The organism is Arthrobacter sp. KN11-1C, from assembly GCF_052180225.1.
Lineage (GTDB): Bacteria > Actinomycetota > Actinomycetes > Actinomycetales > Micrococcaceae > Arthrobacter.
In genome coordinates this window covers 3,095,685-3,119,035 of sequence record NZ_CP197467.1, presented here as the reverse complement: position 1 = coordinate 3,119,035, position 23,351 = coordinate 3,095,685, and the positions used below count along the sequence as shown (strand labels likewise).

Sequence of the window (23,351 nt, the reverse complement as noted above, 5' to 3'; positions counted from 1 at the left end):
CGGTGCATGAACCCGGAGCCCCCGGGGCCCTCCCCGCAGTTTGTCGAAGCACGTGCCCGATGATCGGGTGATCCATCCTTTTTGCACTTTGGTGACGTTTTCTACCCGAAAAAGTTAAGGAAAGATCATTCAGAATCTTGCCTTTAAACGATTAACATGATGTGATCGACTGCACAACACCAGTTGGGTTGGCTGTTCGCCGAATGCGGGCCCGCCCCCGAAGGACCGTCGGTCTTCTGACCAAGACATCGGAGAATTCTTATGAACCACAACGTGACCCGCAGGTCATTCCTTTCTTTTGCGGCTGCCGGTGCCGCCGTCGTTTCGCTCGCCGCCTGCGGCGGGACCAGTTCCGCCGGGGGTAGCGCAGCCAAGGCCGCCTACGCTGCTCCCGCGAAGGACCTGAGCGCCGAGCTGAGCTACGCCATCTGGGACGCGGCGCAAAAGCCCGCGATGCAGAAGATCGTGACCGAATTCAACAAGCAATACCCGAACATCAAGGTCACCATCGACGTCACGCCGTCGAAGGGATCGGCCTACTGGACGAAGATCCAGACACAGGCAAGCAGCAACACCTTGCCGGACGTTTTCTGGATGAATGGCCCGCACATCAAGCTTTACGCGCAAAACAACCAGCTCATGCCCCTCGATGGCCTGGTGTCCGGCAAGGCAGTGGATACCGCCAATTACCCGAAGGCGCTGGTGGACCTGTACACGGTCAACGGGGCCTTCTACGGTGTCCCCAAGGACTTCGATACCAGCGCGCTCTTCTACAACAAGGCGCTCTTCAAGGAAGCCGGGGTGTCCGAGCCGACGTCTAACTGGACCTGGGACGACGTGAAATCCGCCGGTGCCAAACTGTCCAAGTTCTACCAGGGCAAGGGCGTCTACGGATATGCCGGCGACCTCACGGGCGGCCAGACCAGCTACTACAACACGATGATCGAAGCCGGCGGGACCATCATCTCGACCGACGGCAAGAAGTCCGGATACGACTCCGCCGGATCAATCGCCGGCCTCCAGTTCTGGCGCGACCTGATCGAATCCGGCGTATCGCCGTCAATGCAGCAATTGACGGACACCTCCTCAAGCGACATGTTCACGTCCAGGAAATTGGCGATGACCATGGACGGCTCCTGGACCGTCGGGCCGGCCCAAAAGGCTCTTGGTGACGATCTTGGCATTGTCAGCCTCCCGAAGGGCCCGAAGAGCAACCAGAGCGTGATCCACGGACTTGCCAATGTGATTCCCGCCAATGCGAAGAACCCCGCCGCGGCGCAGGCGTTCGTCGCTTTCCTGGGAACCCAGGATGCCGCCAAGATCCAGGCGGAAACCGGGACCGTCATCCCGGCCTTCAACGGCACCCAGGATGCCTGGGTCAAAGCTGTTCCCTCCGTTGACCTCACCGTCTTCCTCGACCTGGCCAAGGATGCCTCGCCCTACCCGGCGTCTGCCAACACGGCCGCCTGGAACGAACTCGAGAACACCTTGCTGCCGCAGGCCTTCGCCGGGACCAAGCCGGTTGCCGACGTCGCCAAGGACCTTGCCAGCCAGATGAATGCAGCGCTGGCCAAAGAATCATGAAAGCCCAGACCCTGACGCCGGCACCCAAAAGCGTCCGTGCGGCCCAAGCAGCGGGGGACCGCCGCAAAGGCAAGTCGAAGTCGGATGGCTGGTGGCCATGGTTGTTCGTGGTGCCAACCGTTGCAGGAATCGGCGTGTTCTACCTTTGGCCGATCGTCCAGACGTTCTACTACAGCTTCACCAAGTGGGGAGTCTTCGGCGGAACCAAGTTCATCGGCCTGGACAACTATGTGCGGATGTTCGCCGATTCCACCATTCCGCAGTCAATCCTCAATACGCTGATCTACACGGTGGTCGTGCTGCTCGGGATTCCCATCGCGGTCATCCTTGCGTCCCTGATCGAGCGTCCCGGCCTGCGCTTCGCGGCGCTGTACCGGACGCTGTACTTCATTCCGTACATCACCATGCCGGCCGCCGTCGGGATCGTGTGGAGGCTGATCTACAACGGCGACTTCGGGCCCATCAACTGGTTCCTGGGCTTGTTCGGAATCCAAGGCCCCTATTGGACATCGACGCCGGGATTCGCGCTGCTCGCCGTGGCTACCGTGGGTCTTTGGATGTCGCTGGGATTCAACCTCCTCATCGTTAGCGCGGGACTGCGCGAGATTCCGCGGGAGCTCTTCGAAGCCGCGGAAATGGACGGGGCCAGCAGGGTCCGCCAATTCTTCAGCATTACCGTTCCGCTGTTGACGCCCAGCATCTTCTTCGTCACGATCGTCACCGTGATCAGCGGCTTCCAGCTGTTCGATCTGCTGTACGTGATGATGGGGAAAGCGAACCTGGCCATGCCGCAGACGCAAAGCCTCGTGTACATCTTCTACAACCAGGCCTTCCTGCAGAACGACAAGGGCTATGCGGCAGCCATCGGCATCTTGATCCTGGTCATCATCGCTCTTCTGACCGCTTTCCAATTCCGTATCCAGAAGAGGTGGGTCAACTATGTCTGAATCGATGCTCTCAACAAAAAGCGGCGTCGAATCGCGGCGCAGCGGACCGGTTGCGGGTCCGCCTCAAGCCGGAGGCACACCCAAGGGCCGGGACGGCAAGAGCCGCAGCACCAAGGGCAGGGGTGCCCCGCGCCCGGCAGGCAAGAGCCAGGGGACAAGGGGAGGCAAGCAAGGCTCGAACGTCCTGGCGCACTGCGTACTGGCCATTGGCGGGCTGGCCATGATCTCGCCTCTTCTGTACCAGATCGTCATGTCGCTTTCGACGAACGCCGAAGTCCAAAGCACTCCGCCCACCCTGTGGCCGAGCGTTGTCCAGTGGCACAACTTCGCCGACGTCTTCACCTCCATGAACTTCGGCTCGCAGCTCTGGGTGACGGTGGCAATCACGGTCATCCGGGTGATCGGCCAGGTGCTCCTCTGTTCGATGGCCGGCTACGCTTTCGCGCGGATGCAGTTCCGGTTCAAAGGGCTCATCCTGGCCGTCGTCTTGTCGATCATCATGGTGCCGTCGCAGTTGTTCCTGATCCCGCAGTACCAGATCATCCAAAACCTGGGGTGGCTGAACAGCATCGCCGGCATCGTGGCTCCGGGCATCTTCAGCGCCTTCGGCCTGTTCCTGATGCGCCAGTTCTTCTTGGGCCTCCCGGACGAACTCGAAGACGCGGCACGGCTGGACGGCGCCAATCCGTTCCAGATCTTCTTCCGGGTCATGCTGCCCCTCGCGGCAAACGGACTGTGGGCCTTGGTCATCATCACCGTGCTGTGGTCCTGGAATGACCTCTTGTGGCCTTTGGTGGTGACGTCGACGGCGAACGCCGCACCGTTGAGCGTCGGGCTTTCGAACCTCCAGGGTGAGCACGCCAACAATTACCCGATCCTCATGGCTGCATCCCTCATGGCCATGGCGCCGATCCTGATCATGTTCCTGCTCATGCAGAAGCGTGTCATGGCGGGCATCGGCCGCTCCGGACTCAAGTAGGGACTCACGCCAGGCACTCACACAGGCACTCACTTCAGGCACTGACGAAGGAAAGGATCGCAGCCTTGACGGAACTGAACCCGGCCCCGGCGGACGGTTGGTCGTTCGTACTCGTGGACTCCTTGGAAAAGGTCTACCCGGACGCTCCACCCCGGCCGTTCGACAGGACCATTCCGATCTCCGTCTTCCCCGGCGAGACCGCGTCGGTGCAGGTGGCCCTCCGGCCGCCGATGAAGCACGATTTTCGGCTCGCGGGGGCGTTGGAAGTTGTTGTCGATGGTCCGTCGGCAGGATATGCCTCCATTTCGCAGGTTGAGCTGGTGCCGTGCTCCTTGGCGGCATTCCCGCAGCATGACGGCGGCTATGACCGGGACACTCCTGGCTTGTATCCCGATCTTTTGCGGCCTGCCCAGGATGGGTTGATTAAGCCCCTCTATGGGCAGTGGACGGCTGCATGGATCGACTTCGTGGTGCCATCTGCGGAGAATGCGGGCGATCACGAACTCGGGATCTCCGTACGGGACGCGGAAGGCAACACGCTCTTCAGCACCCACATCTGCGTCACCGTGCTGCCCGCGCACGCCCCGGAACTGGAGATCGTGAACGCCCACTGGTTCCACTGCGACGGCTTGGCGAGCCATTACGGCGTCGGGGTCTTCAGCGAGGAGCATTGGTCGATCATCGATGCCTTCATGGGGTCCGCGGCAAGGATGGGCGCCAACTCGCTCCTGACACCCACATGGACCCCTCCGCTGGACACGGCCATCGGAGGAACGCGACTGCCCACCCAGCTGATCGGGATCCGCGAAGATTCCGGCTACCACTTTGATTTCAGCAAGCTGGAGCGCTGGGTGGGCCTGTGCGACAAACATGGAATCCGGTACTTGGAAATCGCCCATTTGTTCACCCAATGGGGGGCCAAGGCGACGCCGGCGATCTACGTGGAGACTGCCCACGGACTCGAACGGCGCTTCGGCTGGGACGTTCCGGCAATGGCCGCTTCATACCGGGAGCTCATGGCCGAGCTGCTGCCGGCCTTGCGCTCCTTCCTGGCAGAGCATTGGTCGCTTGACCGGGTCATTTTCCATCTTTCGGATGAACCGGAGGGCGCCGAAGCCCTGGCGGGATACCAACAGGCAAAGGGCGTCGTCGCGGATCTCCTGGACGGGCTGACGGTGGTTGACGCCCTGAGCGACTTCGAGTTCTACAGCAGCGGGGCCGTCCCGAATCCCGTGGTGGCGAGCGATGCCGTGGCACCGTTCCTGGCGGCCGGGGTGAAGGACCTGTGGGTCTATTACTGCGTCGCCCAGGACACCGGTGTTGCGAACCGGTTCATTTCCATGCCTTCAGTGCGAAACCGGGTGTTGGGTCATCAGCTCTTCGCCCTGGAATGTGCGGGATTCCTGCATTGGGGATTCAACTTCTACAACACCGCCCATTCGCTTGCGCCCGTGGACCCGTTCAAGGACACCTGTGCCGGGGGAGCGTTTCCGGGCGGCGATTCCTTCATGGTCTACCCGGGACCAGACGGGATGCCGTTGGATTCGATCCGTTACAAGGTGTTCGCCCAGGCCATGTGGGACCACCGGGCACTCTCGCTCCTGGCCAAGCTGGCCGGCCGCGGGGAGGCTCTGGCGCTCATCGATACGGACGGCTCGGGCGGAAGCCTCGCCATGGACAGCTTCAGCTACGACCCCCTTCATTACCGGAGGGTTCGCGAGCTGGTCAATCAGGGAATCGCTCAGCGCGTGGGCCAAACACCGCCCGCGCATCAACCTATCTAGTTAGGAAAGTACTTATGGACCTCAAAGTAGGCATCGTCGGATTCGGCTTGCGGTCGTCGCTGTGGCGCCACGCGCACAAGCCGGGCCACGGTTCGGAAGTCACAGTCGTGTGCGACCTGGGCGAGCGCGGCAGGGCAGACGCGGCCGAGAAGATCCCGACGGCGGTCATCACCGACGACCTGGACGTTTTGTTGGCCTCTGGCCTGGACGCAGTCCTGGTCCTGACCCCTGACAACCAGCACGCCGCCGTCGCCGTCCGGACGCTTAAAGCGGGCATCCCCACGTTCTGCGAGAAACCGCTCGACGTCACGCTCGAAGCAGCCGACCTCATCCTCCAGACGGCCTTCGACACTGGAACCCGCCTCTACGTGGGCCACAACATGCGGCATATGCCGGTGGTGGTGCAGATGCGAGACATCATCCAGGCCGGGACCATCGGCGACGTCAAGGCAGTCTGGTGCAGGCATTTCGTGGGCAACGGCGGGGACTACTATTTCAAGGATTGGCATGCCCAGCGCGCCAATACCACAGGGCTGCTGCTGCAAAAAGGCGCGCACGATATCGACGTCATCCACTGGCTCGCCGGGGGCTACAGCACCAAGGTGCAGGCGATCGGCGATCTGGCCGTCTACGGGGACGTCGCTTCCCGCCGCGACAACACGGGGCGCCGGATGGGGGACTGGTTCTCGGTGGACAACTGGCCTCCCACCGAACAGACGGACCTCGCCGAGACGATCGACGTCGAGGACATCTCGATGATGAACATGGTCCTAAACAACGGCGTACTCGCCTCGTACCAGCAGTGCCACTTCACCCCGGACTATTGGCGGAACTACACGGTGATCGGCACCAAGGGCAGGATAGAGAACTTCGGTGACGGGGCCGGCGACCAAATCCATGTCTGGACCACGCGGACAACCTCGGGATTCGCCGAGCCCGACCAGAGGGTCGAGGTCCGCGAGGGAGAAGGCGGCCATGGCGGCGCGGACCCCCTGCTGATCGCCGAGTTCCTGCGGTTCGCCAAGGACGGGGGAGCCACCGCGACCTCGCCGATCGCAGCCCGGGAGGCCGTGGCCGCGGGAGTGCTCGCCACCGAGTCCCTCCGCGGGGACGGTTGCGCGAAGCGGGTTCCGGCGTTGCCCGAAGAACTCATGGAGTACTTCAACGCGGGGCAGCCGGCCCGGGTCCGGGAACTATAGCGCCCCGCGCCCCCAACTAGCTCGCAGTTGTTGTCGTTTTGAGGGCTCATAACGACATTAAATGCGTGGGCCCACGCCGCCAGGGTTCCCTGGCCGAGCTTGCGAGGCGAGGGTGGCGGTGGGGACTAGTTGGGCTGGGAGGCGCCAGGTGAGGTGCCCCCGGCGAGTTCGGTCATGACGGTCTGCAGTGCTTCGCAGACCGTCATGACCGATTTCCGTTTCAGGGTTTCCGGCCTCGCCAGGATGTCGATCTTGCGCACGGAATTCACCCCCGCCAGCGGTCGCAGCACCACGCCGGCGTCGAGCACGCGCCGGGCGGTAAACCGCGGGAGCAGGCCTATCGCGCCGCCGTCGGCCACGAGCGAAGCCACGGTGGAATAGTCGTTGATGCGGTGCAGGACATCGGCCGGACGCCCGCTGACGGCGACGACGGCGGCCAGCACGTCCGCGGGGGAGTAGCCGTCGCGGCTGGTCACCCAGGGCTGCCCGACGACGTCGGCCGGCCTGAGTTCGCGGCGCGCCGCGAGCAGGTGCCCGGCAGGCAGCGCGACGTCGAGCGGTTCGTCGGCGAGCGGAATCACGGCTACTTTGTCGGTGGGCCACCCGGGGCTGTGCTCCATCCGGTGTGCCAGCACCAGGTCATAGCGCGCGGCCAGGCCGGGAAAGTCTTCCTGGGCGACGTCTTCGTCGGCGAGCTTCACGCGGGGAACGCTGTTTTCCGGGGCCGCGTTCCGCGCGGTGGTCAGCAAGGCCGCGAGCGGAGCGAACAAAGCCTGGCCGGCACTGTGGAAGGCGCTCACGGTCACAGTCGAACCAGGCGAGTCGTGGTACGCGCCGATGGCTGCCTGGGCGTCGGCCATGGCGCTCACGACGGCGGCTCCGGCGTCGGCGAGGACCCGGCCGGCGTCGGTGAGCACCAGGGCGCGGCCTTCCTTGCGGGTCAGGGGCACGTCCACCGACTTCTGCAAGAGGGCGAGCTGTTGGGAGACGGCCGAGGGAGTGACCATGAGCGTCTCGGCCACGGCCTTGACACTGCCGAGATCTCCTAGTTCCCTGAGCATTTGGAGCTGATGTACTTCCATTTAGCAAATGCTAAATCGTTGATTGAGAAAAACCTAGTTGTGCTAAACAGTCCGTGGGGCTTCAATGAAGTGAAACGGCACACAAACGGCCCAATCCCTTGAGTTAGGAAGACCCATGAAGGCTCTCTACAAGTCCGGTCCCCACGCTGGTTTTGAACTCGTCGAACGTCCTGAGCCGGAGGCAGGTCCCAGCGACGTCAAGATCCGCGTCATGACCACCGGCATCTGCGGAACCGACCTGCACATCCAGTCCTGGGATGCCTGGGCGCAGAGCATCATCGAGACTCCACTGATCGCTGGACACGAGTTCTACGGCGAAGTTGTCTCCGTGGGCGAGGACGTCCGCGACGTCAAGGTCGGTGACCGCGTTTCCGGTGAAGGCCACGTGGTCTGCGGCATCTGCCGCAATTGCCGTGCGGGCCGCCGCCAGATGTGCATCCACACGGTGTCCGTCGGTGTGCAGCGCGATGGTGCTTTCGCCGAATACGTCGTCATTCCCGAGACCAATGTCTGGGTCCACCAGGATCCCTCCATCACCCCCGAGCTCGGCGCCATCTTCGACCCCTTCGGCAACGCCGTCCACACCGCCTTGAGCTTCCCGCTCGTCGGCGAGGACGTGCTCATCACGGGTGCCGGACCCATCGGGCTCATGGCAATCGCCGTCGCGCGGCACGCCGGTGCACGCAAGATTGCCATCACGGACGTCTCGGCTCCCCGCCTTGAACTCGCGCGGAAGATGGGCGTGGACCTCGCCGTCGACGTGTCGAAGATGCGCGTCAAGGATGCCCAGCTCGAACTCGGCATGCGCGAAGGATTCGACATCGGACTGGAAATGTCCGGGCATCCCACGGCCCTGCCTGAGATGATCAACAACATGAACCACGGCGGACGCATCGCCATGCTTGGCTTGCCCAGCCAGTCCATCGACATCGACTGGGGCAAAGTGGTCACCCACATGCTGACCCTCAAGGGCATCTACGGCCGCGAAATGTACGAAACCTGGTACGCCATGAGCGCCATGCTGTCCTCCAACCCCGAACTGCACAGCCGCATTTCCGCCGTCGTCACGGACAAGCTGTCCGCCACCGACTGGGAAAAGGGCTTCGAAATCGCCCGCGCCGGCACCGGTGGCAAGGTTGTCCTCGACTGGACCGAACTTTAGAACGCGGACGTCTAAGACACCGTCCCCAAGACCCCAGTACCAGGAGCCACCATGTACTCAAGCATCAAAGACCAGCTGCAGGGCGAACTTGAAGAGATCCGCACTGCCGGCCTCTTCAAGACCGAACGGCACATCGACTCGCCGCAGGCCAGCCACATCTCCGCGGGCCAGCTCGGCGGGCCGGCGAACACCGTCCTGAACTTCTGCGCCAACAACTACCTGGGCCTGGCAGACCACCCGGACATCATCTCCGCCGCCAAGTCCGCCATGGACGAGCGCGGCTTCGGCATGGCCTCCGTCCGCTTCATCTGCGGCACCCAGGACCTGCACCTCGAGCTCGAGGCCCGGGTCTCACAGTTCCTCGGAACCGAGGACACCATCCTCTTCTCGAGTTGCTTCGACGCCAACGGAGGTGTCTTCGAGTCCCTGTTCGGGGCCGAGGACGCCATCATCTCGGATTCCCTGAACCATGCCTCCATCATCGACGGCATCCGGCTCAGCAAGGCCAAGCGCTTCCGCTACGCCAACCAGGACATGGCCGACCTCGAAGCCAAGCTCATCGAAGCCTCGACCGGCGATGCCCCGGCCCGGCGCAAGATCATCGTGACTGACGGTGTCTTCTCCATGGACGGCTACCTCGCGCCGCTCGAAGCCATCTGCGATCTCGCCGAAAAGCACGACGCCCTGGTCATGGTGGACGATTCCCACGCCGTCGGCTTCATGGGAGCCACCGGCGCCGGAACTCCGGAACACGCGGGTGTTTCCGACAGGATCGACATCTACACCGGCACGTTCGGCAAGGCCCTTGGCGGCGCCTCGGGCGGCTACGTCTCCGGCCGCAGCGAAATCGTCGCCATGCTGCGCCAGAAGGCCCGCCCCTACCTGTTCTCCAACTCCCTGGCCCCCGCGATCGTCGCCGCCACCATCAAGGCCATTGAGCTGGTCCAGGGCTCGGGCGAGCTCCGCTCCAGGCTCTTCGAGAACGCTGGCTTGTTCCGCCGCCGCATGAGCGAGGAGGGCTTCGAACTGCTCGACGGCGAACACGCCATCATTCCGGTGATGTTCGGCGACGCCGTCGCGGCTGCGAAGGTCGCCGACGAGATGCTCCACCATGGAGTGTTCGTCACGGCGTTCAGCTACCCCGTGGTCCCCAAGGGAGCGGCCCGGATCCGCGTGCAGCTCTCTGCCGCGCACAGCTCCGAGGACGTCGAAGCCTGCGTCCAGGCCTTCGTGAAGAGCCGCGCGGCCGCGGGGCTCTGAGTTCCCATGATCCTCACCATCCTGGGCGGCGGGGGATTCCGGGTACCCCTGGTCTATTCAGCGCTGCTGTCGGACCATGGGCCCGGACGGGTCACAGAACTGAGACTGTTCGATGCCGACCCCGCGCGCCTGGGCGTGGTGGCCAAGGTCCTCGCCGAGATGGCCGAAGGAGTGCCTGACGCACCTGGGGTGAGGACGTTCACGGAACTGTCCGAGGCCTTGCCCGGTACCGACTTCATCTTCTCCGCCATCCGGGTGGGCGGCCTGGAGGGGCGCGCCGCCGATGAACGGATTGCCCTGGAGCATGGGGTTATCGGGCAGGAGACCGTGGGTGCCGGGGGGATTTCCTATGCCTTGCGGACCATTCCCGTGGTCCTGGATATCGCCGAGGCCGTGAAGAAGCATGCTCCGCATGCCTGGTTCATCAACTTCACCAACCCGGCCGGGGTCATCACCGAGGTCATGACGCGGGTCCTTGGCAACAAGGTGGTGGGGATCTGCGATTCGCCCGTAGGGCTCGCCCGGCGATGCCTGCTCGCCGCCGGGATCCACCGTGGTGCGGCGGCCTTACGGGATGGCTCCGTGGAGATCGACTACATCGGCCTGAACCACCTGGGTTGGCTGCGCGGGCTGGTGGTCGACGGCACGGATGTCCTGCCGCGGCTCCTCTCCGACGACCGCGCCATCGAGTCCTTCGAAGAGGGCCGGCTGTTCGGCGCTTCGTGGATCAAGGCCCTCGGCGCGGTTCCCAACGAGTATCTGCATTACTACTACTTCAGGCGGGAGGCGCTCGACGCCGACCGGCGCGCCGGAACCACCCGCGGCGCCTACTTGGCGCGGCAGCAGTCATCCTTCTACCGCGGGTTGGCGGAAGCGAACGACGGCGGTGCGGGGCCCGTCGAGGGGGTCCCGTCGTCGAAGTCGGCCCTTGGGCTCTGGGAAAAGACCAAGCTGGATCGCGAAGAGACGTACATGCAGAGCAACAGGGACGCGGCTGGTGCGTTCGAGCGCGAGGCCGAGGACCTGGCGTCCGGCGGCTACGAGGCAGTTGCCTTGGCGATCATGCGCGCGATCAGCCAGGGGGAATCGGCCCGCCTGATCCTGAACGTCCCCAACAAAGGCACTCTGGCCGAGCTCGACGGCGACGCGGTCATCGAGGCGCCCTGCCTCGTGGACGCCCGCGGAGTCCGTTTGCTCGCGGCCAAGGCCCTTCCGGATTACGCTCGCGGGCTCGTCGTCAATGCCAAAGCGGTGGAACGGGCCACGATCGACGCCGCGCTCACGGGTTCCCGGAGCTCCGCCTACAAGGCGATGGCGTTGAACCCGCTCGTGGACTCGGTCAGGGTGGCAGAAGCGCTCCTGGACGACTACATCGGCCATTTCAAGGAGCTCCGGTACCTGCGCTGAACCCCTTTGCCTAAGCCCTGTCCCGAGGGGGAGAGGAGGCCTAGTATCTGCAGCATGGACAAAGATGCAGCACAACGTGTCACCGAGGTGTTGGATTCGCAGCAATGCTGGAATCTCCTGAGGGGCGTGTCCGTCGGCAGGCTGGCCGTGTGGCTCGGAGACCACCCTGACATTTTTCCGATCAATTACACCGTGGACCAGGGGACGGTGGTCTTCCGGACCGGGGCGGGCACAAAGCTCGCCGCGGCCTTGGGCGAATTCCCGGTAGCCATGGAAGTCGACGGCGTCGACGCCAACACCGGCGTCGCATGGAGTGTTGTCCTCCACGGGAAGGCGGCGCCCGTCAAACAGCTCGACGACGTCATCAATTCGTTCTCGCTGCCCCTGTTTCCCTGGGAATCCGGCAAGAAGGACCACTTCGTGCGGGTTCCCGCGGATTCGATCTCCGGGCGGCGATTCACCGTCACCGAACCGCTCACGTGGTGGACTCCTTACAGCGGGATCAAACCCTCCGCCGTGGAGTAGCCCCCTCGCATCTGGGCCTGTGCGCTGACAGGATGGGGGGATGGCTGCAAATTATGATGTCGTAATTGTCGGTGGAGGCATCGCGGGGTTGTCGCTGGCCTCGGCGCTGGCCGGCCAGTGTTCGGTAGCCCTTGTGGAAGCCGAACAGACACTGGCGTACCACACATCCTCCCGCTCGGCCCGGCAGCTGATCCCCAGCTACGGACCCGCCGTCGTGCAGGAACTCACCGTCCGCACCCTGGAACTGATGGCAGCCCGCGACGCCGCATTGCCGGTACCGGTCCTGGAACCGCGATCGTTCATGTTGGTGGGCGACGAAGCCACCGTCAAGGCAGAAGCCAGCGGACACATGCACCCCATCACGCACGCTGAAGCCCTTGAGTTATGCCCGGCACTGAATCCCGGATCCTTCACGGCCGCCGGCCTGGACACCGGGTCATTCGCCTGCAATGCGCCTGTGCTGTTGGATGACCACCGCCAACGCGCCGAGTCCGGGGGAGTGGACATCATCACCGGCGCCCGGGTCCATTCGGCCCAACGCCTCGGTTCCGGCTGGCAATTGGGCGCCGGGCTGGAAGGCTTCCAGTCCGCCGTCGTCGTCAACGCGGCAGGTGCCTGGGCGGATGAACTCGCGGTGCTCAGCGGAGTGGAAAAGCTGGGCTTGCAGCCGTTCCGGCGCACCGCGGCCATCGTCGACGTCGAACGCCCGCTTGCGCAAGGTACCCCCATGGTGTGCGCCGCGGATGACACCTACTACTTCCGGCGAGAGGGGGAGCAAGTGCTCATTTCGCCGTCCGAGACGGTGCCGAGCGGGCCCGAAGACGCACAGCCGCGGTCCGGCGACGTGGAAGAACTCGTGGCCCGGCTGAACTCGATCACCTCGCTGGGCATCCGCTCCGTGGCCAAAGCCTGGACCGGGTTGCGAACCGAGGCCGCCGACGGCGTTCCGGTGGTGGGTTTCGACGCCGAGGCTCCCGGCTTCTTCTGGCTTGCGGGACAAGGCGGTTACGGTTTCCAGACCTCTTCCGCCATAGCGGAGCTCGCGGCCGCGGAGATCCTGGACTATGCATCCGGCACCAGTCCGGCATCCCGGACACCGAGGGAGCTGGCAGCGGCCCGATGGTCCATCCGCCGTTGAACAATAGGTTCATGAGCGGGCAGACGAGCACACTGATCAGCAACATCGGCGAACTGATGACCCAAGACGCTGGGCATCGCGTCCTCAAGGATGCCGCCGTCGTCATCGAAGGCGAACGGATTTCCTGGATCGGTCCCGCATCGGAGGCTCCCTCGGCAGACCAGCACGTGGACGCGGAAGGCCGCGCCGTGCTCCCGGGCTGGGTTGACTCGCACTCACACCTGATTTTCGCCGGCGACCGCACCGCCGAATTCGAGGCCAGGATGGCCGGCCAGAGCTACAGCGCCGGCGGCATCGCCGTCACCACCGGCGCCACGCGCGCCGCGAGCGACGAGGAACTGACCCTGCTCGCTGCCGGGCGCGTGGCCGAAGCCGTCTCCCAAGGCACCACCTACCTCGAGAGCAAGACCGGCTACGGACTGGACCTCGAAAACGAGGCCCGCAGTGCACGCATCGCGGCAGCCACCGTGGACGAAGTCACCTACCTTGGCGCGCACTTGGTCCCGGCCGGAGCCGACGCCGAGGAATACACGGATCTCGTCTGCGGTCCGATGCTCGACGCCGTCCGCCCGTACGTCAAGTGGGCCGATGTCTTCTGCGAGCGCGGCGCTTTCACCGAAGAGCAATCGCGCCGCGTCCTGACCGCGTGCCGCGATGCGGGCCTGGGCCTGCGTGTCCATGGCAACCAACTGGGTGAAGGACCCGGCGTGCAGTTGGCCGTGGAGTTCGGTGCCGCCAGCGTCGACCACGTCAATTACCTCTCGGCGGCGGACATCGAGGCGCTCTCCGGAACCTGGAGCGGCTGGGATCCCTCCACCGGAACGGGCACGCGCGGCACGGTTGCCACCTGCCTGCCCGCTTGCGATCTTTCCACCCGCCAGCCGCTCGCTCCGGGCCGCGCTTTGATCGACGCCGGGGTGCAGATCGCCTTGGCCGCGAACTGCAATCCGGGCACCTCCTACACGAGCTCCATCGCCTTCTGCGTCACCACGGCGGTGCTGCAGATGAAGTTGAGCGTCCACGAGGCCGTCCGGGCGGCCACGTATGGCGGTGCTCTGGCGCTCGGCAGGGAATCGGGCAACGACGTCGACGGCGAACGGGCCGTGGGTTCGATCGCGGTCGGGCACCGCGCCGACCTGCACATGCTCAAGGCACCGTCGGCCACGCACCTCGCGTACAGGCCCGGCATTCCGCTGACTTTCGCGGTGTGGCGGGCGGGTGTCCGCGCGGTCTAGGCCGCTTTCGAGTCAACAAGGCAGGGCCTCTCCGTATGGAGGGGCCCTGCTTTTGCTTGTGCACCCTAGCGACACCGCCACGATCCTTGTGCGATTGAATATGATCGTTTAGTGTTTATATGGATCATAAAACGTCAAAAGCTTGAGTGTTGAAGAGCGCGTTGAAAAAGCGCGGACAGGAATGGTAAGTGCGATGAGTAACAACACCCTCGGGGCCTTCATGGAAGAAGAGCTTGTTTCGCAGCCCGAGGTCTGGCAGCGGGCCATCGGGCAATCCAAGGCGGAGCACCTGCTTCCCGCTGACGGTGAGCGGATCGCCGTCGTCGGTTGCGGTACCTCGTGGTTCATGGCGCAGAGCTATGCCGCAGCCCGCGAAGCCGCGGGAAAGGGAGTCACCGACGCGTTCGCGGCGTCGGAAGCCTTCCTCAATCACAACAGTGCCGGCCGCCAGTACGACGCCGTCATCGCCATTACGCGCTCCGGAACCACCACGGAGGTGCTTGAACTCCTCGAAGCCTTGCGTGGAAAAGTCCGCACTATCGCTGTGATCGGGGACGTGGATTCGCCCATCACCGCGTTGGCCGACGCGGTGATCGGCCTTCCCTACGCCGACGAGAAGTCGGTGGTCCAGACCCGTTTCGCCACGACCGCCCTCGTGTACCTCCTCGCGAGTTTGGGCATCGAACTCGGCGATGCGATCGAGGACGCCCGTACCGCTGTGACCGAAGCTGTCTCCCAGGAGCTGCTCGACGCCGAACAGTTCACCTTCCTCGGTACCGGCTGGACCGTTGGCCTGGCCCACGAAGCCGGCCTCAAGATGCGCGAAGCCGTGCAGGGCTGGACCGAATCCTATCCGGCAATGGAATACCGGCACGGTCCCATTTCCATCGCGGCCCCTGGCCGGGTGACGTGGATCTTCGGTCCGCAGCCCGAGGGCCTGGACGCTGACATGAGCCGCACCGGCGCCCTCTACGTCCACACCGGCAAGCACCCGCTCGCCGAGCTGGCCCGGGTCCATAAGGTCACCCTGGAGCGGGCACGCGTGCGCGGCCTCAATCCCGATCTGCCGCGCAACCTGACGCGCTCTGTTGTCCTGAACGCCACGGCCTAGGCAATCCCATGGTTCTCGGAGCCGCTGAATCCGCAGTCCTGGCCTTCGACGTGGGCGGGACGGATCTGAAGGCAGGCCTTGTGGACACGGCCGGCAATGTCCTTGGCCTGCGCCGCACCGCCACGCCGCACGATCCCTTGCGCCCCGGCGAGGCGATCCTGGACGCCGTCGAGGGATTGGCCTTGGAATTTGCCGCAGAATTCCCCGGCCACCCGGCGAAGGCCGCGTGCATCGTGGTTCCGGGAATCGTGGACTCCGACACCGGAGTGGGGATCTATTCGGCGAACCTGGGCTGGCGGAACTTTCCCTTCGGGGAAAAGGCCGCGCAGCGCCTCGGACTGCCGGTCTCCTTCGGGCATGACGTCAGCACGGCGGCCGAAGCCGAATGCCGCTTCGGAGCCGCCAAGGACTTTCGAAACGTCGTGGTGATGGTGGTGGGTACCGGAATCGCCGCCGCCGTCATCTCCGACGGATACCCGGTGCGCGCAGGCGGCTTCGCCGGAGAACTGGGCCACGCCCTCGTTCCGGACCCCGACGGTCCGGGCCACACGATCCTCGAGGCCGTCGGTTCCGCGGGAGCGATCGCCCGGCGTTACAGCGACAAAGCCGGAACTCCGCGCGCCGGCGCCCGTGAAGTCCTCGAACGGGCCACAGCCGGCGATGCTCTTGCGGCCCGGATCTGGGCCGACGCGCTGGACGCCCTCGCGTTCAGCCTCAGCCAATGCGTCAGCATCATCGGCACCGAAGCAGTGGTGGTGGGCGGCGGACTGGCCGAAGCCGGAGAAGGACTCCTCCAGCCACTGCGTTCGCGCCTTGATGAACTGCTCGATTTCCAACGCCGGCCCATCATCATGCGCGCCCAACTGGGCCAGGATGCGGGTTTGCTTGGCGCCGCCATGAGGGCCCGGGCCCTGCTCCCGGCCGCGAAGGCTGCCTCGGGCACGGGGACGGGCCGATGAACCAAGCCATGAACCAGCCCATGAAACGGGTCATCACCGTGACGCCCAATCCGGCCATCGACCTCAGCTACCACGTCGCCGGGATCACCCCCGGAGCAAGCCATCGCGTTGCCGCACCCCTCAGCCGCGCAGGCGGAAAAGGCCTCAACGTCGCGCGAGTGGCCCACCAGTTGGGCCATCCCGTGCTGGCAATCGCGCCCTCGGGCGGCACGGCCGGTGCCGAATTCGCCGCCGAACTCCGCAGCAGCGGCGTGCCCCACCGCCTGATTCCGGTCGCCGCGGACACCCGGCGCAGCATCGCCCTCGTCGATACAGTGGGCGGCGAAACGTCCATTTTCAATGAAGAGGGCAGTCCCCTCCAACTGTCCGAATGGCAGGCGCTGGCCGCCGCCGTCGTCGACGCCCTGGAGGTCGGCAACCAGGACGGGCAAAGTGCGGGAGTGCTTGTCGGTTCCGGCAGCCTGCCGCCCGGTGCGCCGGCCGACTTCTACCCCGCGCTGGTGCGCTTGGCGCACGACGCCGGGATTCCCGCCGTCGTCGACACCTCCGGTCCCGGGATCGTCGCCGCAGCGCGGGCCGGAGCGGACCTCCTCAAGCCCAACAACCACGAACTCCTCGACGCAACGGGGGAAAGCAGCCTGGCCGTCGCAGCACGGCGACTGATCGCCCTCGGGGCGAAAACGGTCCTGGTCAGTGCCGGCGCCGAAGGGATGCTTGCGTTCCACCATGCGGCGCCCGGAGGCTACTGGAGCGCACGGCTCCCGGAACCGCTCAGCGGCAACCCCACGGGAGCCGGCGACGCCGGAGTGGCGGCGGCCGCCGTCGCGCTCGCGAACGGGATGACCGGCATCACTGATATTCCCGAGATTCTCCGACGGGCAACCGCGTGGTCCGCCGCCGCAGTGCTCATGCCTGCCGCCGGCGAGATCTCACCGCTTTACGCGGACCTCGAAGACCAACTCATTCTCAGCTGGAAGGAGACCCGGTGACGCTCGTCAGTACACGGGAACTCATGGATACCGCCGCGGCCAACGGAATCGGACAAGGCGCCTTCAACGTCATCCACCTCGAAACCGCGGAAGGACTGGTCGCCGGAGCGGAGGCCGCGGGCGTCCCTTTGATCCTGCAAATTTCGGAGAACTGCGTCCGTTTCCACGGCGGACTCGTCCCGATTGCGCGGGGGGCCATGTCCATCGCCCGGGACTCTTCGGTACCCGTGGCCCTCCACCTGGACCACGCCGAATCCGAAGAGCTGGCGCTCCAGGCCGTCGACCTCGGGTTCGGGTCCGTCATGTACGACGGCGCGCACTTGCCTTACGACGTCAACGTCGAAGTCACGCGGAGGGTCGCCGGGTACGCCCAGGACCACGGGGTCTATGTCGAGGCCGAACTCGGGAAAGTGGGAGGCAAGGACGGTGCCCATGCCCCGGGAGTCCGGACGGATCCGGCCGAGGCCCGTTCCTTCGTCGATGCCACCGGCGTCGACGCCCTCGCCGTCGCCGTCGGGTCCTCCCACGCCATGACCGAACGGAGCGCAGCCCTTGACCTCGCTCTCATCACCCGGCTCAAACAGGCCGTCCAGCTTCCGCTCGTCCTTCACGGGTCCTCCGGCGTGGCGGATGAAACGCTGGTGGCCGCAATCCGGGCTGGTATGACTAAGATCAACGTATCCACACACTTGAACGGGTTCTTCACCCGCGCCGTCCGTGAGTACTTGGATGCCAACCCTTCCGTGGTGGACTCCCGCAAGTACATCAAGGCAGGACGGGACGCGCTGGTGTTGGAAACCGCACGTCTGCTGACGCTGTTCGCGAAAGTGAATTAGCCCCAATTTCCGGAAGGTTCGTGATGACCCGCAACGATCGACTGACAGCCATCCTTGATCTCCTCGCCGAGTCAGGACATGTCGAGGTCGACGATATCGTGACCCGCCTGGCTGTCTCGCCGGCCACGGCGCGCCGCGACCTGGACAGCCTCGCCAAGCAACGGCTCCTGAGCCGTACCCGCGGCGGAGCAACCACGGGATCAGTGGCCTACGAACTTCCGGGGCGTTACAACCGGGATGATCACGCCGAAGCCAAGCAACAGATTGCCTTGGCAGCCTCGGAGCTCATCGTGCCCGGGGCCGTGATCGGACTCAGCGGCGGGACCACCAATACGGCCCTGGCCCAGGTGCTGTCCACCCGCGAAGACCTCAACGCCCCCTCCAACAGGCCCATGCTGACGGTGGTCACCAACGCCATCAACATCGCGGCCCAGCTTGCCGTGCGCCCCAACATCAAGATCATGGTCACCGGCGGCATCCTGAACCCGCGATCCTACGAACTCGTCGGGCCCTACACCGATGTCATCATGCAGAAGGTTGCCTTGGACATCGCCTTCATCGGCGTCAACGGAGTCGATCCCAAGATCGGCCCCACCATCACCGACGAGGGAGAAGCGATGGTGAATACCGTCATGGCCCGGCGTGCCACCGACTCCTATGTCCTGGCAGACTCCACGAAGATCGGGAAGCGAGCCTTCGCGGCGATGGCAGGGTACGAGTTCCGACGCCTTATCACTGACGCGGGCATCACGGCTGAGGACAAGGCGGCATTTGAAGCCAACGGCACCGAAGTGATCGTGGCCAAGCACGCCTAGCACCGCCGTGCCCGTCAGAAGGCCATCGGGGGAGCGTTCAGCACGGTTTCGTCGGTGCTCCGCGGCACCCACTGGCTGAACGGGGTGTCCAGGTCGTATTTGCCTTGCTCGTTGCGGACCAGGGTCCGTAGCGCCGCATTGCCCGGGTTGTTGAGCGACTCGAAATACTCCACCGACCAGTGGAACCAGCGCATGCAGAAGAGCCGCATCGTGAGGCCGTGGGTCACCAGCAGGGTGTTGGGCGCGTAGTCGGGCTTTTCCCAATGCCGGTACAGGGTTTCCATGAAGGACGAAATCCGGTCGTACACGTCGGAGCCCGATTCGCCCTCGCGGAACCGGTAGAAGAAGTGCCCGTAGAGGTTGCGGAGCTCCTTCTGGTCCCCGATGTCTCCGGCGATCTGGAAGTTGGCCCAGTCCTGTTCACGCAGCCGGGGCTCCTCGATCACCCTTTCGGTGAGGCTGCCCAGATTCAGCGCCTCGAGGGTTTGATAGGCCCGAAGGTACGGCGAGACATAAACGCACACCGGTTCGCCGTCGAGCTTCCTGCGCAATGCCTCACCCGCGGCCCGTGCCTGCTCGAGGCCAAGCTCCGTCAGCGGGATGCGGTAATCGGGTACACGGTTGTAGATGGACGTGTCGGCATTGGCGGCGGACTGGCCGTGCCGGATCATGAAGATTCGTGCGGGCGCGCTCATCCCACCAAGCATAGGCTCAGCAGACCCGCCGCCCGTGCAAGCGGACTCCGGGTGACCCGGCTCGGAGGGAAACATCAGGCAAATGAAGGCAAGATAGGAGCATGCTCCTAGCCTCAACGCGCCGGTTGCGCGCCGAAGTACTGATTGTCCTCGGGCTGTCCCTGGGCCAATCGGCCGTGTACTCCGTAGTGCAGCTGTTGGACAAGATGACCCAGGGGCCCTTGGCCCATGCGACGTCCACCCTCAACCGTTCGCAGAGCACGCGCGAGTACTTCGATCTCACCTACCAGCTGCTGGACATCGGGTTCGCGCTGGTCCCGGTGGTGTTGGTGTTCTACTTCCTGTCCTTGCACCGCCAAACCGCCGAGAGTCCCTCGGGTTTCACCCGGCTTGGCTTCAACTTCGCCCGCCCGGGCCGCGACGCGCTGCAAGGACTGGGCCTCTTCGCGCTCATCGGAATCCCGTCATTGGGCCTCTACGCTGTTGGCCGCGCCCTGGGGATCACGACGGCGATCATCCCGAGCGGCCTGGACTCCTACTGGTGGACAGTGCCGGTACTGGTCCTCTCCGCGGTGCGGCACGCCATCGTCGAAGAAGTGATCGTGGTGGGCTATCTCCTGGACCGGTTCGGGCGGTTCGGATGGAGCACTCCGTTGGCGATCGTGCTTAGCGCGCTCCTTCGCGGCAGCTACCACCTGTACCAAGGCTTCGGGCCCTTCATCGGCAACGCCGTGATGGGCCTCGTGTTCGGCTGGATCTACACCAAGACCAAACGGGTGATGCCGCTCGTGGTGGCCCACGCGCTCCTGGACATCGTGGCGTTCGTCGGCTTCAGCGTCTTCGGCAAGGCCATCGGCCTGGGGTAGGTGGGCGCGCGGTTCGCTCGGCGACCCCCAGGTTCCCTGAGAACACCCGTATTTACTGAGGACGCCCGGGTTCGCCAGGGACACCCGAACCCGCGCATCCTCCGTCCGTTTGCGACTCCCGGGCGAAAATGGGGGTCGCGTTAAAAGGTTTCGGCCGCCATTGCGGGGTGGCGTCATTGGCACCCGCATATGGCGGCCGAAGCTTTTCCGGGCTTCCTTGCCCGTTGGTCCGTCAGGTTATGACTGGGTGGTCCGTCAGATCGTGACTGCTCCGTTGGCGGTTTCGAACGTTACTGACATGATTCCCGGCGTCCCGTGCGGAGCCATCCATTGGACTGCGACGTCCTCGAGGGGCTTCTCCACGGGTTCACCAAGCCACTCGGTGACGCGCTCCGCGGAGCCGGCAATGGTGAGGCTGGACATCTTGACGTCGCTTGGGTACACGAGGGACGGGTGAAGAGCGGGGTCGCCCTCCCAACGGAGCAGATACGGAACCTGGGGATCGGCGATGAGTCCCAGGATGCCGATCTGCGACCAGACGAGTTCGCGGCCGTCCGGGAACTTGCGGTTGCCCGGGACGGCGGCGCGTCCGAGCCGCTGTTCGAACGGGCTCAGGTCGTCCACAGCGACGCACCAGCCCATCCAGCCACCCCCTGTGGCGGAGCGTGCACGGACGGCTTGTCCAAAAGGTGCCTTGTCGGAGGCCGGGTGGTCCAGGACCTCGACAACTTCCAGGTATTTGTGGTCAGCAAGGGGAATGATCATGTTCCGGGTACCAAAGCGCGGATGCACTCCGCCCCGGACTGCGTCCACTCCCAATGCTGCGGAAATCCGCTCGGTGGTGGCCAACAGGCCATCTCGTTCACAAGCGTAAGAGACGTGATCCATGCGCATGGCTTCATCTTGGCACTTTGTGATGGAGCTCTCAGCTAAGTCAAGCCTAACCAAGGTGGGATGTGTCGAAAAGGCAGCTCAGGGTCACTTCAGGACGCGCCGGGAAAGAAAACTTCCGTGTTCGTCATAAAGCTTCCGGAGCCCGCAATGCCGTCCCTAGACTGGCGGCAACCGATCGCCGGCATGCTGAACCCTTCAGCCCGGCATGCTGAACCCTTCAGCCCGGCAGGCTGAACCCTTCAGCCCGGCAGGCTGAAGCACGGCAAGAGCCCAGACAACCAGGAGTCCGCATGTCCCAAGGATGGTCATTCGAAACGCGCCAAATCCATGCCGGCCAGGAGCCGGACGCCGCTACCGGCGCCCGTGCCCTGCCCATCTACCAGACGACGTCGTTCGTCTTCCCCAGCGCGGAAAGCGCGGCCAACCGTTTTGCGCTCGCCGAGCTGGCGCCCATCTACACCCGGATCGGCAACCCCACGCAGGATGCCGTGGAGCAGCGCATAGCGAGCCTGGAGGGTGGCTTGGCGGCCCTCCTGCTGAGCTCCGGCCAGGCCGCGGAAACCTTCGCCATCCTCAACGTGGCCGAGGCCGGTGACCACGTGGTCGCCAGCCCGAGCCTCTACGGCGGCACCTACAACCTGCTGGCCCATACGCTGAAGAAATTCGGCATCTCCGTGACCTTCGTCGAGGACCCGGACAACCTCGACCACTGGCGGGACGCGGTGCAGCCAAACACCAAGCTGTTCTTCGCCGAAGTCGTCTCCAACCCCCGGCAGGACGTCTTGGACATCGAGGGCGTCTCCCGCATCGCCCATGAGGCCGGAGTCCCGCTGGTCGTGGACAATACCCTCGCCACTCCCTACCTGATCCGGCCGATCGAGTGGGGCGCGGACATCGTGGTGCACTCGGCCACGAAGTACCTGGGTGGGCACGGATCTGCCATTGCCGGTGTCATCGTAGACTCCGGCAACTTCGATTTCGGGAAGGACCCCGAGCGGTTCCCCAACTTCAACACACCGGATCCCAGCTACAACGGCCTGGTCTACGCCCGCGACCTCGGCAAGGACGGGGCCCTCGGGGCGAACCTCTCCTACATCCTCAAGGCCCGGGTCCAACTCCTGCGCGACCTCGGCTCGGCGGTTTCCCCGTTCAACGCGTTCCTGATCTCCCAAGGCATCGAAACCCTCAGCCTCCGGGTGGAACGCCACGTGGACAATGCCACCAAAGTGGCGCACTGGCTCGAAGGGCGCGACGACGTCGAATCGGTTGCGTACGCGGGGCTGCCTTCCAGCCCGTGGTTTGAGCGGGGCCGGAAGTACGGCCCCAAGGGCACCGGCGCCGTGGTGTCCTTCACCATCAACGGCGGGGTCGAAGCCGGCAAGCGCTTCGTGGACGCCCTGGAACTGCATTCGCACGTGGCCAACATCGGCGACGTCCGCTCGTTGGTCATCCACCCGGCGTCGACGACGCACAGCCAGCTAACGCCGGAACAGCAGGCCATTGCGGGAGTGACCCCTGGCCTGGTGCGGCTGTCCGTCGGAATCGAGCACATCGACGACATCCTCGCGGACCTCGAGTCGGGATTCCGGGCAGCCAAGAGCGCCTAGCGCGGACCCGGACGGGATACGAGGCTGGTCGGCGACGCAAGATGAATCTTCGCCGGCCAGCCTTCGCAACCCCCGCTTCGTGAACAAAACGCGGCCAAGTGTCACAAAGATGTCATAATCTTCGTCAGGAGGGGTCCGTTTTTCCTAGACTCTTCCTATAGGTCATGAGTGCCAGCGACAGCCCCGGCTTGCTGGCCGGCAACCCTCCATTCGCGGCGGGGTGCCCCGGGTGAAGACCTGGCCCTTCGCTGTGTTGGCGGCGGGCAAGCGCGATGTG

21 protein-coding genes and 1 riboswitch are annotated in these 23,351 nt (G+C 64.7%); of the genes, 18 read left to right on the top strand and 3 right to left on the bottom strand.

Going from position 1 to position 23,351, the window contains the following annotated elements; all coding sequences use genetic code 11:
- Positions 1–261 precede the first annotated feature (261 nt).
- The 5 genes from ACSBOX_RS14670 (at position 262) to ACSBOX_RS14650 (ending at position 6,493) form a co-directional block, all read left to right on the top strand.
- Positions 262–1,584, top strand: a complete 1,323-nt coding sequence (locus ACSBOX_RS14670; RefSeq protein ID WP_442543102.1) for an extracellular solute-binding protein — start codon at positions 262–264, stop codon at positions 1,582–1,584.
- Positions 1,581–2,531, top strand: coding sequence for a carbohydrate ABC transporter permease (locus tag ACSBOX_RS14665; RefSeq protein ID WP_442543101.1), 951 nt, complete (start codon positions 1,581–1,583; stop codon positions 2,529–2,531). The genes ACSBOX_RS14670 and ACSBOX_RS14665 overlap by 4 nt, the downstream gene beginning before the upstream one ends.
- Positions 2,524–3,510 carry a carbohydrate ABC transporter permease gene (locus tag ACSBOX_RS14660; RefSeq protein ID WP_442543100.1) on the top strand — a complete coding sequence of 329 codons (987 nt, stop codon included), beginning with the start codon at positions 2,524–2,526 and terminating at the stop codon, positions 3,508–3,510. The genes ACSBOX_RS14665 and ACSBOX_RS14660 overlap by 8 nt, the downstream gene beginning before the upstream one ends.
- 65 nt (positions 3,511–3,575) lie before the next feature.
- Complete coding sequence (locus ACSBOX_RS14655) at positions 3,576–5,294, top strand: DUF4091 domain-containing protein (protein ID WP_442543099.1); 1,719 nt, start codon at positions 3,576–3,578, stop codon at positions 5,292–5,294.
- Between the two features lie 14 nt (positions 5,295–5,308).
- Positions 5,309–6,493 carry a Gfo/Idh/MocA family protein gene (locus ACSBOX_RS14650; RefSeq protein ID WP_442543098.1) on the top strand — a complete coding sequence of 395 codons (1,185 nt, stop codon included), beginning with the start codon at positions 5,309–5,311 and terminating at the stop codon, positions 6,491–6,493.
- A gap of 125 nt (positions 6,494–6,618) precedes the next feature.
- Here the strand turns inward: ACSBOX_RS14650 and ACSBOX_RS14645 are convergent, their stop codons facing one another.
- Complete coding sequence (locus ACSBOX_RS14645) at positions 6,619–7,575, bottom strand: LysR family transcriptional regulator (protein ID WP_442543097.1); 957 nt, start codon at positions 7,573–7,575, stop codon at positions 6,619–6,621.
- Between the two features lie 115 nt (positions 7,576–7,690).
- Between ACSBOX_RS14645 and tdh the strand changes: the two genes are divergently transcribed.
- The 11 genes from tdh (at position 7,691) to ACSBOX_RS14590 (ending at position 19,012) form a co-directional block, all read left to right on the top strand.
- Positions 7,691–8,737, top strand: a complete 1,047-nt coding sequence (gene tdh, locus ACSBOX_RS14640; protein WP_442543096.1) for an L-threonine 3-dehydrogenase — start codon at positions 7,691–7,693, stop codon at positions 8,735–8,737.
- Positions 8,738–8,788: 51 nt separating this feature from the next.
- Positions 8,789–9,997: a glycine C-acetyltransferase gene (locus tag ACSBOX_RS14635; RefSeq protein WP_442543095.1), complete on the top strand. Its 1,209-nt coding sequence runs from the start codon at positions 8,789–8,791 to the stop codon at positions 9,995–9,997.
- Between the two features lie 6 nt (positions 9,998–10,003).
- Entirely contained in the window at positions 10,004–11,404 is a 1,401-nt protein-coding gene (locus ACSBOX_RS14630) for a 6-phospho-beta-glucosidase (protein ID WP_442543094.1), read from the top strand.
- Between the two features lie 54 nt (positions 11,405–11,458).
- Positions 11,459–11,929, top strand: a complete 471-nt coding sequence (locus ACSBOX_RS14625) for a pyridoxamine 5'-phosphate oxidase family protein (RefSeq protein WP_442543093.1) — start codon at positions 11,459–11,461, stop codon at positions 11,927–11,929.
- Between the two features lie 40 nt (positions 11,930–11,969).
- Positions 11,970–13,067, top strand: a complete 1,098-nt coding sequence (locus ACSBOX_RS14620; RefSeq protein WP_442543092.1) for an NAD(P)/FAD-dependent oxidoreductase — start codon at positions 11,970–11,972, stop codon at positions 13,065–13,067.
- An 11-nt stretch (positions 13,068–13,078) separates the two neighbouring features.
- Complete coding sequence (gene hutI / locus ACSBOX_RS14615) at positions 13,079–14,302, top strand: imidazolonepropionase (RefSeq protein ID WP_442543091.1); 1,224 nt, start codon at positions 13,079–13,081, stop codon at positions 14,300–14,302.
- A 193-nt stretch (positions 14,303–14,495) separates the two neighbouring features.
- Complete coding sequence (locus ACSBOX_RS14610; RefSeq protein ID WP_442543090.1) at positions 14,496–15,413, top strand: SIS domain-containing protein; 918 nt, start codon at positions 14,496–14,498, stop codon at positions 15,411–15,413.
- Positions 15,414–15,421: 8 nt separating this feature from the next.
- On the top strand, positions 15,422–16,372 hold the full coding sequence (locus ACSBOX_RS14605) for an ROK family protein (protein WP_442543089.1): 951 nt from the start codon (positions 15,422–15,424) through the stop codon (positions 16,370–16,372).
- Between the two features lie 8 nt (positions 16,373–16,380).
- Positions 16,381–17,361 (top strand): 1-phosphofructokinase family hexose kinase, encoded by a 981-nt coding sequence (locus tag ACSBOX_RS14600; RefSeq protein ID WP_442543088.1) that lies wholly within the window; start codon positions 16,381–16,383, stop codon positions 17,359–17,361.
- Entirely contained in the window at positions 17,358–18,197 is an 840-nt protein-coding gene (locus ACSBOX_RS14595) for a class II fructose-bisphosphate aldolase (protein ID WP_442543087.1), read from the top strand. Before ACSBOX_RS14600 ends, ACSBOX_RS14595 begins: the two co-directional genes overlap by 4 nt.
- 23 nt (positions 18,198–18,220) lie before the next feature.
- Complete coding sequence (locus ACSBOX_RS14590) at positions 18,221–19,012, top strand: DeoR/GlpR family DNA-binding transcription regulator (RefSeq protein WP_442543086.1); 792 nt, start codon at positions 18,221–18,223, stop codon at positions 19,010–19,012.
- Positions 19,013–19,026: 14 nt separating this feature from the next.
- Here ACSBOX_RS14590 and ACSBOX_RS14585 read toward each other — a convergent pair whose 3' ends face one another.
- Positions 19,027–19,707, bottom strand: coding sequence for a histidine phosphatase family protein (locus ACSBOX_RS14585; protein WP_442543085.1), 681 nt, complete (start codon positions 19,705–19,707; stop codon positions 19,027–19,029).
- Between the two features lie 101 nt (positions 19,708–19,808).
- On the opposite strand from ACSBOX_RS14585, the gene ACSBOX_RS14580 reads away from it, so the two are divergent.
- Positions 19,809–20,573, top strand: coding sequence for a CPBP family intramembrane glutamic endopeptidase (locus tag ACSBOX_RS14580; protein ID WP_442543084.1), 765 nt, complete (start codon positions 19,809–19,811; stop codon positions 20,571–20,573).
- A 255-nt stretch (positions 20,574–20,828) separates the two neighbouring features.
- Here the strand turns inward: ACSBOX_RS14580 and ACSBOX_RS14575 are convergent, their stop codons facing one another.
- Positions 20,829–21,467, bottom strand: coding sequence for a VOC family protein (locus ACSBOX_RS14575; protein ID WP_395801670.1), 639 nt, complete (start codon positions 21,465–21,467; stop codon positions 20,829–20,831).
- A gap of 290 nt (positions 21,468–21,757) precedes the next feature.
- On the opposite strand from ACSBOX_RS14575, the gene ACSBOX_RS14570 reads away from it, so the two are divergent.
- Positions 21,758–23,074, top strand: coding sequence for a bifunctional o-acetylhomoserine/o-acetylserine sulfhydrylase (locus ACSBOX_RS14570; protein WP_442543083.1), 1,317 nt, complete (start codon positions 21,758–21,760; stop codon positions 23,072–23,074).
- Positions 23,075–23,234: 160 nt separating this feature from the next.
- Positions 23,235–23,350, top strand: a riboswitch (SAM riboswitch).
- Position 23,351 lies beyond the last annotated feature (1 nt).

Coding starts and splice junctions, on each gene's coding strand:
- ACSBOX_RS14670 (WP_442543102.1), top strand. CDS start 262: ATGAACCACAACGTGACCCGCAGGTCATTCCTTTCTTTTGCGGCTGCC.
- ACSBOX_RS14665 (WP_442543101.1), top strand. CDS start 1,581: ATGAAAGCCCAGACCCTGACGCCGGCACCCAAAAGCGTCCGTGCGGCC.
- ACSBOX_RS14660 (WP_442543100.1), top strand. CDS start 2,524: ATGTCTGAATCGATGCTCTCAACAAAAAGCGGCGTCGAATCGCGGCGC.
- ACSBOX_RS14650 (WP_442543098.1), top strand. CDS start 5,309: ATGGACCTCAAAGTAGGCATCGTCGGATTCGGCTTGCGGTCGTCGCTG.
- ACSBOX_RS14645 (WP_442543097.1), bottom strand. CDS start 7,575: ATGGAAGTACATCAGCTCCAAATGCTCAGGGAACTAGGAGATCTCGGC.
- tdh (WP_442543096.1), top strand. CDS start 7,691: ATGAAGGCTCTCTACAAGTCCGGTCCCCACGCTGGTTTTGAACTCGTC.
- ACSBOX_RS14635 (WP_442543095.1), top strand. CDS start 8,789: ATGTACTCAAGCATCAAAGACCAGCTGCAGGGCGAACTTGAAGAGATC.
- ACSBOX_RS14630 (WP_442543094.1), top strand. CDS start 10,004: ATGATCCTCACCATCCTGGGCGGCGGGGGATTCCGGGTACCCCTGGTC.
- ACSBOX_RS14625 (WP_442543093.1), top strand. CDS start 11,459: ATGGACAAAGATGCAGCACAACGTGTCACCGAGGTGTTGGATTCGCAG.
- ACSBOX_RS14620 (WP_442543092.1), top strand. CDS start 11,970: ATGGCTGCAAATTATGATGTCGTAATTGTCGGTGGAGGCATCGCGGGG.
- hutI (WP_442543091.1), top strand. CDS start 13,079: ATGAGCGGGCAGACGAGCACACTGATCAGCAACATCGGCGAACTGATG.
- ACSBOX_RS14610 (WP_442543090.1), top strand. CDS start 14,496: ATGAGTAACAACACCCTCGGGGCCTTCATGGAAGAAGAGCTTGTTTCG.
- ACSBOX_RS14605 (WP_442543089.1), top strand. CDS start 15,422: ATGGTTCTCGGAGCCGCTGAATCCGCAGTCCTGGCCTTCGACGTGGGC.
- ACSBOX_RS14600 (WP_442543088.1), top strand. CDS start 16,381: ATGAACCAGCCCATGAAACGGGTCATCACCGTGACGCCCAATCCGGCC.
- ACSBOX_RS14590 (WP_442543086.1), top strand. CDS start 18,221: ATGACCCGCAACGATCGACTGACAGCCATCCTTGATCTCCTCGCCGAG.
- ACSBOX_RS14585 (WP_442543085.1), bottom strand. CDS start 19,707: ATGAGCGCGCCCGCACGAATCTTCATGATCCGGCACGGCCAGTCCGCC.
- ACSBOX_RS14580 (WP_442543084.1), top strand. CDS start 19,809: ATGCTCCTAGCCTCAACGCGCCGGTTGCGCGCCGAAGTACTGATTGTC.
- ACSBOX_RS14575 (WP_395801670.1), bottom strand. CDS start 21,467: ATGCGCATGGATCACGTCTCTTACGCTTGTGAACGAGATGGCCTGTTG.
- ACSBOX_RS14570 (WP_442543083.1), top strand. CDS start 21,758: ATGTCCCAAGGATGGTCATTCGAAACGCGCCAAATCCATGCCGGCCAG.